This window comes from Actinacidiphila yanglinensis (assembly GCF_900107965.1).
GTDB classification, from domain to species: Bacteria; Actinomycetota; Actinomycetes; order Streptomycetales; family Streptomycetaceae; genus Actinacidiphila; species Actinacidiphila yanglinensis.
The window spans coordinates 150,427-163,909 of sequence record NZ_FNVU01000014.1 but is presented as its reverse complement, the minus strand read 5'-3'; the positions used below and the strand labels follow the sequence as shown (position 1 = coordinate 163,909).

Sequence of the window (13,483 nt, the reverse complement as noted above, 5' to 3'; positions counted from 1 at the left end):
GAACACCCGGCTCCTCTTGGCGCCATCCCGCACTCCCTCACCCCACCTCACGCTGGAGGCCCTTGATGCGCCGTGCCGTTGTCGCCTGCCTCACCGCCGTGGCGGTCGCCACGCTCGGACTCGCCGCCGCGCCGGCCGGAGCGGCGCCGGACCCCGGCGTGCTGCATGTCGCACCGGACGGCAAGGGGTCCGCCTGCGGTGCGCACGACCCGTGTGCGCTGGCCACCGCGCGCGACCGGGCCAGAGCCCTGGTACCGGACGCCACGGGCGACGTCGTGGTCGAACTGAGCGGCGGGACCTACCGGCTCACCAGCCCGTTCCGGCTCGGCGTCGAGGACTCCGGGCGGCCCGGCCATCCGGTCGTCTACCGCGCGGTGGCCGGGCAGACGCCCGTCCTCGACGGCGCCACCCGCGTGACGGGGTTCTCCCAGGTCGACGCGGCCCAGCACATCTACCGGGCCAAGGTGCCCCAGGGCACCGCGAGCCGGGAGCTGTTCGTCAACGGGGTACGGGCGGTCCGCGCGCAGAGCGCGAAGAACCCGTCCGGCTTCTCCGTGACGGCCACCGGCTTCACCACCAGCGACCCGTCGTACGCGTCGTGGACCGACCCCGCCCAGGTCGAGGTGGTGCAGAACAACGCGTGGAAGCAGATGCGCTGCCCGCTCGCGTCCATCACCCGCTCCGCGTCCGGCGGTTCGGACCTCACCGTCGACCCCGGCTGCTGGAACAACAACCACAGCTCGGTGCCGAACCCGAGCTTCCCCTTCAACGGCGCCGGGCTGCCCAGCCTGAACGGCATCAGCTGGCTGGAGAACGCCTACCAACTGCTCGGCACACCCGGGCAGTTCTACCTCGACTCGGCCGCCGGGTACCTGTACTACGTGCCCAGGGCCGGCGAGAACCTCGCCACCGCGGACGTGGAACTGCCGATCGCCCCGGAACTCCTCGACGTCGCCGGCACCCCCGGCCACCTCGCCCCACTGAACGACTCCGACTGGCGCGCCGTCTACACCGGCAGTTGGGCGTACTCCAGCGGTCGGCACCTCGGTGACCTCGGCGACGACGTGCACTACACCTCCACCGACGGCGACGCGGTGTCGTACACCTTCAGCGGCACCGGAATCCAGATGCTGTCCGAGACCAGCTCGGACGAGGGCAGCGCCGACGTGTACGTCGACGGCACGAAGGTGTCGACGGTCTCGGGCAACGGGCCGGAGCGGCTGGCCCAGCAGGCGATGGTCTCCGTCACCGGGCTGGCCAAGGGCACGCACACCCTGCGCGTGGTGAAGACCGGCGGCAGCTACCTCCTCGTCGACGGCTTCACGGTCATCCCGGACGTGGTCGCACCCGTCCACGACGTGACCTTCTCCGGACTCACGTTCACCCACACCACGTGGAACGCCCCGACCGCCGAGGGCTACGTCGACAACCAGGCCGGCGTGATCTGGGACCCCACCACCCGCGCTCCGGCCCACATCCCCGCCGCGGTCCAGGTGCATCGCGGCGCGCGGATCACCTTCAGCGGCGACACCGTGCAGCAGACCGGTACCAGCGGCATCGCGCTGGCCGACCAGACCCAGGACTCCACCGTCTCCGGCGCCACGGTGACCGACACCTCCGGCACCGGCGTGTCTGTCGGCGAGGTCGACGACTACTACCAGACCGACCCCGCGCTGATGACGAGCGGCAACACGGTCTCCGGCAGCGTGGTCCGGTTCCCCGGCCAGGAGTACCAGGACGCGGTCGGCATCTGGGTGGGCCACGCCCGCGGGACCCTGCTCTCCCACAACGACGTCGGCTACACGCCCTACTCCGGCATCTCGCTCGGCTGGGGCTGGGGTTGGGCGTCGAGCTGCTCCCTGCAGGCCAAGCAGGGGCTGCCCGACCCGTGCCTGCACGGCACCACCTACGGCGGCGGCAACCGGATCATCGGCAACCACGTGCACAGCGTGATGGGCGTGCTCTTCGACGGCGGGCCGATCTACACCCTCGGCGGCCAGTCCGCGCCCTCGGAGTTCGCCGGGAACGTCCTGTCGGAGTGCATCGACGGCTGCAACATGATCTACCACGACGAGGGCAGCTCGAACTGGAACACCCACGACAACGTGGTGCGCTTCTCCAACGGCTCGCTGTGGCTGAACCTGTGGACGCCGAGCATCCACGACGACACGATCCACGACAACTACAGCGACACCGCCTCCTTCAACAACAACGGCACCGACATCGACCTCCAGCAGGCGACCGTGGTCACGGACGGGAACTGGCCGGCGGCCGCACGGGCGATCATCGCCGCCGCCGGACCCGGCACGCCGACCGGTCCGGTCGCCGACGACGACGATCTGCGCGTGGCGTACACCGGCAGCTGGTCGTCCAGCGGGTCCCGCGGCGACGGCGACCTCGACGACGGCGTGCACTACGCCCAGCAGGACGGCGCCTCTGCCACCTTCACCTTCAGCGGCACCGGGGTCGGCTTCCTGACGGAGACCAACTCCGACGAGGGCGACATCGGCATCACCCTCGACGGTGTCGACAAGGGCACGGTCAGCGCGAACACCGCGCAGCGCCAGGCCCGACAGAGCCTCTACTCCGTGTCCGGACTGGCGCCGGGCACCCACACGCTGACGGTGACGAAGCGCGGCGGGTCCTACCTGCTGGTGGACGGCTTCACGCTCACCTGACGGCCCCGGGCTCAACCGACGGCCTCACGCTCAACCCACGGCAGCCGATCGCGAGAAGGGTGAACCATGCTGGTCACGAAGAGATGGGCGACAAAGGGACGGGCGCTGCCGGTGCTGGCCGCCGCGGCCGCGGTCGCCGCCGGGCTGGTGGCGGGCGCGCCGCCGGCCGGCGCCCACCCGGCCCAGGGCCACCCGGCGGCCGCCGCGGCGCGGGTGGCGGCATGGTCGCCCAGCATGACCATCGGCGGGCCGAACTTCGACGACGAGACGCTCCGGATGGTCGTCCACTCCAGTGTCAGCGGCAGCTCCCTGCGCCTGCACCTGTCGAACCTGCGCGGCACCACGCCGCTCACCGTGGCCGCGGTGAGCGTCGCCGCGCAGGCGGACCGGGCCACGGCCGTGCCCGGCACCCAGCACACCGTCACCTTCGGGCACCACGGCTCGGTCACGCTCGCCGCGGGCGCGGAGACGGTCAGCGACCCGGTCCCGATGTCGGTGACGGCCGACCACAACCTGCTGGTGAGCATCTACCTGCCGAACGCCACCAGTTCCGCCACCTGGCACTCCGACGCCTTTGACACCAGCTACCTCTCCACGCCGGGCGACCACACGGCGGACGTCACGGACGGCAACTACGTGACGGCGACGACCTCCTGGTACTACCTGTCCGGCCTCGACGTGGTCCCGGCCACCGCCCGCGGCACCGTGGTGGCGTTCGGCGACTCCATCACCGACGGCTACAACACCCCGGCCGGGGCGTACCACCGCTGGCCCGACGACCTCGCCCGGCGGCTGTCCGCGACGACACCGATGGGCGTCGTGGACGCCGGGCTCGGCGGCAACCGGGTGCTGACGGACGTGCCGAACATCTGGCAGGGGATCGCGGCCACCAAGCGGTTCGCCCACGACGCGCTCGGCCAGCCCGGCGTGCGGGACGTGATCCTGATGGAGGGCATCAACGACATCGGCAACGACGCCGGGCCGAACGGCGCCCCGCTCACCGCCCAGGACCTGATCGACGGGTACCGGAACCTGATCGCGCAGGCGCACGCCGCCGGGGTCCGGATCATCGGCGGCACCATGCTGCCGGACAAGGGGAACACCTACTACAGCGCCTCCGCGGAGGCGCTCCGCCAGCAGGTCAACTCCTGGATCCGCACCAGCGGGGCGTTCGACGGGACGGTCGACTTCGAGAAGGCCGTCGTCGACCCCTCGGACCCGGCCGCCCTCGATCCCCGCTACGACTCCGGCGACCACCTGCACCCCAACGAGGCCGGCATGCAGGCCCTCGCCGACGCGATCGACCTGGACCTGCTGACCTGACCTGCTGACCCGACCCGACCCGACCCGCGGCCCGACCGGCCGCCGACCGCCACGAGCGCGCCCGACGAGGACGTACGGGGATCCCCGTCAGGCGCGCGGCGGCCGGGGTCGTCCGCCTCCGCGATGGGCGAACCCCCCGGCAGCCCGCCGTCACTCCCGGCGGGCTCCCTCCGCCGGCCGGCGCCCGTCGCCTACCAGCGGAGTGGTCTCGATGTACACCACCTCGTAGCTGCGCTCCGCGAACCTCCAGCCGTCCGGGGTGCGCCGGTAGCGGTCGTGGTAGATCGCGTGGTTCCGGTGCGAGCTGCCGTCGCGCATCCGCCCGAGTTCCGCCACGTAGGAGCGGCCGGTCGCGGTGTCGCCCTCGATCCGGATCGTGCCCGGGTGCACGTTCTGGACGAAGTACTCCCAGTTGGCCTGGAGCCGCTCGACTCCGGCGCGGATGTCCGCGCGGCCGGTGAACTCGATGCGGGCCTCGGGGATGCGCCACACCCCGTCCTCGGTGAACAGCGCGGCGAAGCGGTCGAGGTCGAGCATCGTCCCCGCGTCGGTGAACTCCCCGCGCAGCGCGTCGATCTCGTGGCGGTCGATGAGGGTCTGGACGTCGGTCATCGGATGGCTCCTGTCGTGCACGGACCTGGTGGTCGCGGACCGCCGGTCATGGATGCGCCGGTCACGGACGTGCCGGGCGGCTGCTCGGGCGGTCACCAGCCGTAGGGGCCGAACCGGCCCCACGCGACGACCGCGGCGAGCGCGAAGACGATGGCGGTGACCGCCACCCCGGGCGGTTCCTTGCGCCGGACGTGGGTGGCCGCGGCCAGCGCCATCATGACCGCCAGCCCGCTCGCGGCGGCCGGGGTGAGGACCGTGGCGACACCGCTGGCCGCCGGCCCGACCAGCCCGACCGCGCCCAGCACGCCCATCACACCGATGAAGCGCACCGTCGGCAGCGAGAAGTCCTCCACCCAGGGGAACCAGCCCGCCAGCTTCTCCTCCGGCTGCGTCACCTTGACCAGTCCCGACATGGCGAACGACGCGGCCAGGGCCGCCTGAACGATCCACAGGAACACGCTCATCCCGGTCTCTCTCCCGTGCGGTGCGGTGTGATTCGGTGTCCGTCTCGAAGCTCCGACGACGCAGCCCCGCGGATTGTGAGGCGACGGTCCGGCCTCACAATCCGCGGGGCTGCGTCGTCAGACCGGTGAGATCGCGCGGGAGCGGACACGAGCAAGGGGGTCGGCGACACCATGAGCAACCCATCCGACGCGGGCGGTGCCCGGCAGGACGGCCCCGGCCGCCCCGGCACGCCCGACCGGGAGCTGAGCGAGGTCATCAGCGAGCGGCGCCAGCTGATCAGCGTCGCGTACCGGCTGCTCGGCTCCGTCGCGGATGCCGAGGACGTCGTCCAGGAGACGTACGCCCGCTGGTACGCCATGACACCGGAGCAGCAGGACGGCATCGGGTCGCCCGGCGCCTGGCTGACGAAGGTCGCCGGCCGTATCTGCCTCGACCTGCTCGGCTCCGCCCGGGCCCGGCGGGAGCGCTACGTCGGGGAGTGGATCCCGGAGCCGGTGCCCGAGCGCACGGAATGGGTCACGGGGTGGTCCGGCGGCGCCAACGTCGACCCGGCCGACCGGATCACCCTCGACGAGTCGCTCAACATGGCCTTCCTGGTCGTGCTGGAGTCGATGACCCCGGCCGAGCGCGTCGCGTTCATCCTGCACGACGTCTTCCGCTACCCCTTCGCCGAGGTGGCCGAGATCGTCGGCCGCACTCCTGCGGCCTGCCGCCAGCTCGCCACGTCCGCCCGCCGGCGCGTCCGCGCGTCCCGCGGGCCGGTCACCCCGGCGGCCCGGCAGGCCGACGTCGTCAGGGACTTCAAGGAGGCGTGGGAGGCCAAGGACGTCGACGCCCTCATCGGCATCCTCGACCCCGGCGTCACCGCGATCGGCGACGGCGGCGGCGTGGTCGCCGCGCTGCTCCACCCGCTGCGCGGCAACGAGGAGGTGGCGCGCTACCTCGTCGACCTCCTGATCCGGGCACCGCGCCTCCGCGTCCTGGAACGCACGGTGAACGGCCAGCCCGGCGTGCTCCTCGAGTACGAGGGCAGCACCGCGGCCGTGATGGCGTTCGAGGTCGTGGGCGACCGGATCCGCAACGTCTGGTCCATCCGGAACCCGGAGAAGCTGCGGCCCTGGTCGGTGGACTGACCCGCGGGGCGCGGTGAGAGGGCGGCCGGGGCCCGCCCGGGCGGCGGTGGTCGCCGCGCGTTCGCGCCGGCCGGCGGGGGTGTGGCCGCGACGTCCTCGCGTGCCGTGCGTGCTCGCGCCCAGCAGCGGAGGGGTCCGAGGTGGCCTACCGGCGGCCTGCGGCCCCTGGGTTGCCCGCCTGCGGGCGGGACCCGAACGCCGGGTGGCCGTGCCCCGCGTGCGGGAGTGCGCGCCACGTCCCGTCCGGGTAATGGGAGTTGGCGCGTGCCCGCGCACAGCGGTGGTGGGAGGTGTGCCTGGGTGGTGCCGGGTCCGTCCGAGGCGGTCCGTCGCGAGGGCGGGTGCGGCCGCGCGTGGCGGCGAAGTTCCCGCCGGACGGGCGTGGTTGGCGCGCGCTCGCGCGCAGCGGCGGCGGGAGGAGCCCCGGGCTGGGCCGGAGAGCCGGCCGCGCAGGTGAGTTGGCGTCGGGGGTGGACGGGTGGGCCGGTGCGAAGGGGGTGGGCCTTCCAGGTGGCCGCACTACCCTGCACGAATGACCACCGAGCTGACCTTGCTGCCGCGCGTGGCCTTCCGCGGCACGGAGATCACCGCGCCCCGGCTGCGCGGGCTGCTCGCGCTGCTCGCGGGGGACCTGCGGACCGGCTGCAGCAGCGGGCGGCTCGTGGAGGGGCTGTGGACCGACGAGGCGCCCGACCGGCCGGGGAAGGCGGTGCAGGTGCTGGTCTCCCGGGTCAGGGCGCAGCTCGGGCCCGACGTCGTCGTCACCACGCCGGGCGGCTACCGTCTCGCGCTGGACGAGGCGCAGGTCGACAGCTGCGCGCTGCTGCTGCACGCGGCCGCGAGCACGGAGCGGGGCCGGGCGGGCGACCACGCCGGCGCGCTGGCCGAGGCCGAGGCGGGGCTCGCGTTGTGGGACGGCGGGGTGGGCGCCGCCTCCGGCGAGGACCTGCACGACCCGGTGCTGGCGCTGCGCGCCGAACGTGTCCCGGCACACCGCTCGTTGAGCCGGTGCCGCGCGCTCGCGCTGGCGCGGCTGGAGCGGTGGGAGGAGGCGGCCGAGCCGCTCGCCGGGCTCGCCCGCGCGCTGCCGCGCGACGAGGAGGTGCTGGCGGAGCTGCTGCGCTGCGAGGCGAGAACGGCCGGGCTGGCGGCGGCGCTGACGCGTTACGACACCTATCGCCGCGAGCTGCGCGACACGTTGGGCAGCGACCCGGGCGCCGGACCGAGAGCGGTGCACCAGGAACTGCTGCGCGGTGAGGCGCCGGTGGTGCGGCAGGGCGTCCCGCACGAACCGAACCCCCTGGTCGGCCGGGCGGAGGACGTCGCCGCGGTGGCGCGGCTGCTGCGCTCCGCGCGGGTCGTCTCCGTCGTCGGGCCGGGCGGGCTGGGCAAGACCCGGCTGGCGCAGGCCGTCAGCCGCGCGGCGGAGCAGCGGGTGGTGTACTTCGTGCCCCTCGCGGGCGTCACCGCCGACGCCGACGTCGCGGGCGAGGTGGCCTCGGCCGTCGGTGTCGCGGCGTCCGGCCACGGCGGTGAGGCGGCGGCGCCGCACGGCGCGCCCGCCCGCATCGCCGCCCGCCTCGGCCCCGGGCCCGCACTTCTGGTGCTGGACAACTGCGAGCAGGCCGTCGCCGGCGTCGCCGCGCTGGTGCACCGGCTCGTCTCGGTGTCGAAGGACCTGCGGGTGCTGACCACCAGCCGCGCGCCGCTCGGACTGACCTCCGAATCGGTCTACGCGCTTCCGCAGTTGAGCCCGGAGACGGCCGCGGAACTGTTCCGGCAGCGGGCGCGGGCGGCCCGGCCCGGGGTGGAACTCCCGCCGCGGGAGGTGGCGGAGCTCTGCGGGCGGCTCGAAGGGCTTCCCCTGGCCGTGGAGTTGGCCGCCGCACGCGTGCGCGCACTGTCGGTGCCCGAGATCGCCCGCCGGCTGCAGGACCGCTTCGCGCTGCTGCGCGGCGCAGGCCGGGACGTCCCCGAGCGGCACCGGACCCTGCACGCCGTCGTGGAGTGGAGCTGGAACCTGCTCGAACCGGCCGGGCAGGCGGCGCTGCGTGCCCTGTCGGTCTTCCCCGGCGGGTTCACGCCGGACGCGGCCGACCACGTGATCGCGGGCGGGCCCGACGGCCCCGACGGCCTCCTGCTGCTGGAGCAACTGGTGGACCAGTCGCTGCTCGCGGCCGTCGACACCACGGCCGGGATCCGCTTCCGGATGCTGGAGAGCGTGCGGGAGTTCAGCGCGGCCCGGCGCACCGCGGCCGGCGAGGACGACGCGGTGACCGGGCGGTTCCTCGGCTGGGCGCGGGACTTCGGCCGCGCCCACCACGACGTGCTGCTCGGCCCGGACCCGCTCGCCTCCTGGGACCGGGTCCGGGCCGAGCAGGACAACCTCGTGCTCGCCCTGCGCCATGCCCTGGCGCGCGGTGACGGAGCCGCGACCGCCGCCGCCACCGCCGTGCTCGCGACCGTGTGGGCCACCGACTCCAGCTACTTCCGCCTGGTCGCGCTCGCCGCCGACACCGGGGCCCCGCTCTCCCGTTACCGGCCCGCACCGGAGTACGTCGAGACCGCCAGGACCGCCGCGGTGGTCTGCACGGCAAGCCTGTTCATGGGCGTCGGCCCGCGCGCGCTGCGCCCGTTCGCCACGCTGCGCCGGCTGCCGCCGGCCCCGCCCGACACCCTCGTGCGCGCCCTCGCGGTGGTGCTGCGCGCGATGCCCGGCATCCGCACGCCGTACTCCCCGGCGCTGCGGGCGCTGTGCGAGGACAGTGAGCCGATGCTGGCGGGTGTGGCGGAGTGCGTGGCCGGCTACGTGTGGGAGCACGAGCACGACGTCGACCGCGCGCTGGCCTCCGCCCGCCGCATGCTCGCATGCCTCGAACCCCTCCACCACCCGCTGCTGCGGCTGTTCGGCCATGCCCGGGTCGGCGAGCTGTGCCTGCGCACGGCGCGGGGGGAGGACGCCTACCGGCACCTGCTGGCCTGCCTGACCGCCCAGGAGCAGACGGGCGACCGGGCCGATTCGATGGGCATCCGCGCCGCCCTGGTCCTCGCCTGCCTCCAGCGCGGCGCGATCGACGAGGCGGAGTACTGGCGCGAGCAGTCGGTCCGCGACCGGCTCCCCGACGCGCCCGGGGCCACCCCCGCCGACTTCGGCACCGACCTGGCCGTGCGCGCGGGGATCGCCCTCGCCCGCGGCCTGACGGAGATCGGGCTGCGCCGCTGGCGCGAGGCGGCACAGGCGGTGGAGGAGGGGAACACGGGGCAGGACGGCCCCGATCCGTACCTCGGCAACTGGGCGATGCAGGTCCGGGCGGCGGCCGTCGCCGCGCACGCCCGTCACCGCCGGCACGACCTGGTCCCGGACCTGACCCGCGACCTGCACGCGCGGCTGGTGGAACGGCTCACCCCGGTTGCGGGGGCCGCAGCCGCGCCGCCCGCCGAACTCCCGCTGTACGGCACGGTACTGCTGGCCCTCGGCCTGGTCGGTGTCGCGCGGGGGGACATCGACGTCGCCGTCCGGATGCTCGCGCTGTCCGAACGGCTCGGCGTGCTCGGGGAGTTCCAGCCGACGATGTCCACCGCGGACGCCCGCGCGGCGGGCCGGGACGCCGACGGGGCGGCGTACACCGAGGCGCTCTCGGAGTACGCCGCCCTGGGGCGGGCGGAGTTGGCGGGCACGGCGCTCGTGCTGGCCGGCCGGTTCAGCGGGACGGGTCACGCGTGAACAGCGCCGTCGACCAGAGTTGACCGAGGACGACGAGGGCGACGCCCCAACCGAGCGCGAGCCAGCCGTCCTTGCCGATCGCGCTGCCGAGCAGCAGGCCGCGCAGCGTCTCGATGAAGGGCGTGAAGGGCTGGTACTCGGCGAACCAGCGGAACCAGCCGGGCATCGAGTCCACCGGCACGAACGCGCTGCCGAGGAACGGCAGCATCAGCAGCGGCAGGCCGACGTTGCTGGCCCCCTCCGGGGTCGGCGACGACAGCCCGATCCCGACCGCCAGCCAGGTCAGCGCCAGGCTGACCAGGACCGCCAGGCCGAGCGCCGCGAGCCACTCCACCGGCGTGGCGTCGGGCCGGAAGCCGATGGCCAGCGCGACGCCGGTGACGAGCACCACGCTGATCATCACCTGGAGGACGCCACCCGCGACATGGCCGAACAGCACCGCGCCCCGCGAGATCGCCATCGTGCGGAAGCGGGCGATGATGCCCTCGGTCATGTCGGTGCACACCGACACCGCCGTGCCGAGGGAGGCGCCGCCCACGGTCAGCATCAGGATGCCGGGGACCACGTAGGCGAGGTACTGGCCGCGGTCGGGGTGGCCGGCGAGCCCGGCACTCAGGGTGTCCCCGAGGACGTACACGAAGAGCAGCAGCAGGACGACCGGGGTGAGCAGGACGTTGAGGGTCAGCGACGGGTAGCGGCGGGCGTGCAGCAGGTTGCGCCGCAGCATCGTGGCGGAGTCGCGCACGGTCAGGCGCAGGGACGGGGACGGCGACGGCGAGGCGGCGGGGGACGGGGAGAGGGACGGGGCGCTCATCGGACGGTCTCCTTGGAGTCGGCGCCGGCCGCGGGCGCGGCGGGAGCGGAGGGTGACGCGGGCGACGTGGGCGACGCGGTCAGGGCGAAGAAGACGTCGTCGAGGTCCGGGGTGTGCACGGTCAGCTCGTCGGCCTCGACTCCCGCGGTGTCCAGCCAGTCGAGGACGGCGCGCAGTTGGCGCTGGCCGCCGTCGCTGGGGATCCGGAGGGTCAGCGACGCGTCGTCGCGGGACGCCTCGCGCAGGGCCGCGGCGGCGGACCCGTAGGCCGCGGGGTCGGTGAACCGCAGCCGGACGTGGCCGCCCGGCACGAGCCGCTTGAGTTCCTCCGCCGTCCCCTGGGCGACCAGCCGGCCACCGTCCAGCACCGCGATCCGGTCCGCGAGCTCGTCGGCCTCGTCCAGGTACTGGGTGGTGAGGAAGACGGTGACCCCGTCGGCGACGAGGTCGCGGATGATCCGCCACATGCCGTGCCGGCTGCGCGGGTCCAGGCCGGTGGTCGGCTCGTCGAGGAAGATCACCCGCGGTCCGCCGACCAGCGTCATGGCGATGTCGAGCCGCCGCCGCATCCCGCCGGAGTAGGTGGACGCCGGCTTCCCCGCCGCCTCCACCAGGTCGAAGGCCGCCAGCAGTTCGGCGGTGATCCGGCGGCCCTCGCGGCGGCCCAGGTGGTGCAGGTCCGCCATGAGGAGCATGTTCTCCTCGCCGGTGATCAGGTTGTCCACCGCGGAGAACTGCCCGGTGACCCCGATCGCCGCGCGGACGGCGTGCGCCTGGGTGGCCAGGTCGTACCCGGCGACCCGGACGTCGCCGCCGTCGGCGCCGATCAGGGTGGAGAGGATCTGCACGGCGGTGGTCTTGCCCGCGCCGTTCGGGCCCAGCAGGGAGAAGACCGTGCCGGCCGGGACCGCCAGGTCGATGCCGTCCAGGACGGTCTTCTCGCCGTAGGCCTTGCGCAGCCCGGTGGCCGCGATCGCGAGGTCCCGCGTGGGTGCGGTGGCTGTCGTCGTCATGCCGCAGAGCGTGCGGCCGGCCGCATTCAGCGCGGTTTCAGCCCGGCTTCACCCGGCCGGCGCCGCCCCCGCCGGCCTGAAACCGGGCACCGGGACGGCGCCCTCGCGGCGGGCTCCGCGCGCGTCCCTCACCCCCGGCGGGTCCCCTCGCGGTGGGGCTGTTGTTGAATGAGGTACGGGCCGCGGCCGACCCGTGGCGGGCCCCGGGTCCGGACGCCGCGGCACGGAGGGTGGGAATCAGCAGGTGAACGCGCATCCGGTGTCGCTGAGAAGCCTGATTCCCGCGGTGTTCCTGCCGGTCCTGATCTTCGAGACGGGCATGGGCGCGCTCGCGCCCGTACTGGCGCTCAGCGGTCGCGCGCTCGGGGCGGGGGTCGGCACCGCCGGGTTGGTGCTCGCGCTGCTGGGCGTCGGCCAGATCCTCGGCGACGTGCCGGCCGGGGCGCTCGCCGCGCGGCTCGGCGACCGCAAGGCGATGCTCGTCGCGTCCGGGGTCACCGCGGTGACGCTCAGCGGGTGCGCGCTGGCCCGCAACGTCTGGGAACTGGCCCTGGCGGTCACCGTCACCGGGGCCTCCAACGCCGTGATCATGCTGGCCCGGCAGTCCTACCTGACGGAGGCGGTGCCGCCGCAACTGCGGGCACGGGCGCTGTCGACGCTCGGCGGGATGTCCCGGGTGGGCGCGTTCGTCGGGCCGTTCCTCGGCGCCGCCGTGCTCAGCGGCGGCCGTCCGGTGCACGACGTGTACTGGCTGGCGCTGGTGTGCACGGCCGCGACGGTCGTGGTCCTGCTCGCGGTGCCGGACGTCGCCGACGCCGACGGCGCGGCCGCCCGCGCCCGCGGCAAGAAGCCCGTGCCGGTGCGTGCGGTCCTGCGCGAGCACCGGAAGGTCTTCGGCACCCTGGGCCTGGCCGTGCTGCTGGTCGGCTCGGTCCGGGCGACCCGGCAGACGGTCCTGCCGCTGTGGGCCGAGCACCTGGGCCAGAGCGCGTCCTCGACCAGCCTCATCTTCGGCATCGCCGGGCTGATCGACACGCTGACCTTCTACCCCTCGGGCCGGGTGATGGACCGCGCCGGCCGGCTGTGGATCGCGGTGCCCTCCATGCTGGTGCTCGGCGCCTCCCAGGCCGCCCTGCCGCTGACCCACACCCTCACCGAGCTGACCGTGGTCGCGATGCTCATCGGCTTCGGCAACGGGATCGGCAGCGGCATCCTCATGACGCTCGGGGCGGACGTCGCGCCGCCGGAGACCCGCTCCCAGTTCCTCGGCGTGTGGCGGCTGTGCGCGGACTCCGGCAGCGCGGGCGGCCCGCTGGTGGTGTCGGCCGCCGCCTCGCTCGGCAGCCTCGCGGCCGGCATCTCGGTGATGGGCGCCGTGGGCATCGCCGCGGCCGGGGCCCTGATGCGCTGGGTGCCGCGGTACTCGCCCTTCGCCACGACCGGCGCGCGGCGGCCCAGCACCAGGGTCACGGGCGCCACCGCGGTCGCCGCGCCGCGCAGCGGGGCCACTGTCGGCGACACGGGGGCCATCGGCGACACCGGGGCCACCGGGGCCACCGGGGACCCTGGCGACAGCGACAGCGACAGCGACAGCGACAGCGACAGCACCGCGCCGGGCGGGGAGACCTCGCGCGGCGGCGGCACCTCGCGCGGCACGCCCCGCTGAACAGCACCGCGCCCGGATCGCCCGCGCGCCACGCCGGACACGCCGGGCAAGAGCC

General features: G+C 74.5%; 9 protein-coding genes. 5 read left to right on the top strand and 4 right to left on the bottom strand.

Features of this window, described 5'->3' with window-relative positions; translation table 11 throughout:
- Positions 1-65 precede the first annotated feature (65 nt).
- Complete coding sequence (locus C4U44_RS27910) at positions 66-2,678, top strand: right-handed parallel beta-helix repeat-containing protein (protein WP_103888808.1); 2,613 nt, start codon at positions 66-68, stop codon at positions 2,676-2,678.
- A 66-nt stretch (positions 2,679-2,744) separates the two neighbouring features.
- Positions 2,745-4,001, top strand: coding sequence for an SGNH/GDSL hydrolase family protein (locus C4U44_RS27905; protein WP_103888807.1), 1,257 nt, complete (start codon positions 2,745-2,747; stop codon positions 3,999-4,001).
- A 150-nt stretch (positions 4,002-4,151) separates the two neighbouring features.
- On the opposite strand, the gene C4U44_RS27900 is transcribed toward C4U44_RS27905, so the two are convergent.
- Positions 4,152-4,613: a nuclear transport factor 2 family protein gene (locus C4U44_RS27900; RefSeq protein WP_103888806.1), complete on the bottom strand. Its 462-nt coding sequence runs from the start codon at positions 4,611-4,613 to the stop codon at positions 4,152-4,154.
- 92 nt (positions 4,614-4,705) lie between these two features.
- Positions 4,706-5,077: a DoxX family protein gene (locus C4U44_RS27895; protein WP_103888805.1), complete on the bottom strand. Its 372-nt coding sequence runs from the start codon at positions 5,075-5,077 to the stop codon at positions 4,706-4,708.
- A 171-nt stretch (positions 5,078-5,248) separates the two neighbouring features.
- Here C4U44_RS27895 and sigJ point away from each other — a divergent pair, with 171 nt between their 5' ends.
- On the top strand, positions 5,249-6,211 hold the full coding sequence (sigJ, locus tag C4U44_RS27890) for an RNA polymerase sigma factor SigJ (RefSeq protein ID WP_103888804.1): 963 nt from the start codon (positions 5,249-5,251) through the stop codon (positions 6,209-6,211).
- Positions 6,212-6,743: 532 nt separating this feature from the next.
- On the top strand, positions 6,744-9,935 hold the full coding sequence (locus C4U44_RS27885) for an ATP-binding protein (protein ID WP_103888803.1): 3,192 nt from the start codon (positions 6,744-6,746) through the stop codon (positions 9,933-9,935).
- On the opposite strand, the gene C4U44_RS27880 is transcribed toward C4U44_RS27885, so the two are convergent.
- Positions 9,913-10,749, bottom strand: a complete 837-nt coding sequence (locus tag C4U44_RS27880) for an ABC transporter permease (RefSeq protein WP_103888802.1) — start codon at positions 10,747-10,749, stop codon at positions 9,913-9,915. The genes C4U44_RS27885 and C4U44_RS27880 overlap by 23 nt on opposite strands.
- Positions 10,746-11,762 (bottom strand): ATP-binding cassette domain-containing protein, encoded by a 1,017-nt coding sequence (locus tag C4U44_RS27875; protein ID WP_103888801.1) that lies wholly within the window; start codon positions 11,760-11,762, stop codon positions 10,746-10,748. Before C4U44_RS27875 ends, C4U44_RS27880 begins: the two co-directional genes overlap by 4 nt.
- 259 nt (positions 11,763-12,021) lie before the next feature.
- On the opposite strand from C4U44_RS27875, the gene C4U44_RS27870 reads away from it, so the two are divergent.
- A complete protein-coding gene (locus C4U44_RS27870; RefSeq protein WP_200823431.1) occupies positions 12,022-13,428 on the top strand; it encodes an MFS transporter in 1,407 nt (468 codons plus the stop codon).
- Positions 13,429-13,483: the final 55 nt, after the last annotated feature.

What these genes read in the sequence shown, in the direction of transcription:
- C4U44_RS27910 (WP_103888808.1), top strand. Translation starts at nt 66, where the DNA reads ATGCGCCGTGCCGTTGTCGCCTGCCTCACCGCCGTGGCGGTCGCCACG.
- C4U44_RS27905 (WP_103888807.1), top strand. Translation starts at nt 2,745, where the DNA reads ATGCTGGTCACGAAGAGATGGGCGACAAAGGGACGGGCGCTGCCGGTG.
- C4U44_RS27900 (WP_103888806.1), bottom strand. Translation starts at nt 4,613, where the DNA reads ATGACCGACGTCCAGACCCTCATCGACCGCCACGAGATCGACGCGCTG.
- C4U44_RS27895 (WP_103888805.1), bottom strand. Translation starts at nt 5,077, where the DNA reads ATGAGCGTGTTCCTGTGGATCGTTCAGGCGGCCCTGGCCGCGTCGTTC.
- sigJ (WP_103888804.1), top strand. Translation starts at nt 5,249, where the DNA reads ATGAGCAACCCATCCGACGCGGGCGGTGCCCGGCAGGACGGCCCCGGC.
- C4U44_RS27885 (WP_103888803.1), top strand. Translation starts at nt 6,744, where the DNA reads ATGACCACCGAGCTGACCTTGCTGCCGCGCGTGGCCTTCCGCGGCACG.
- C4U44_RS27880 (WP_103888802.1), bottom strand. Translation starts at nt 10,749, where the DNA reads ATGAGCGCCCCGTCCCTCTCCCCGTCCCCCGCCGCCTCGCCGTCGCCG.
- C4U44_RS27875 (WP_103888801.1), bottom strand. Translation starts at nt 11,762, where the DNA reads ATGACGACGACAGCCACCGCACCCACGCGGGACCTCGCGATCGCGGCC.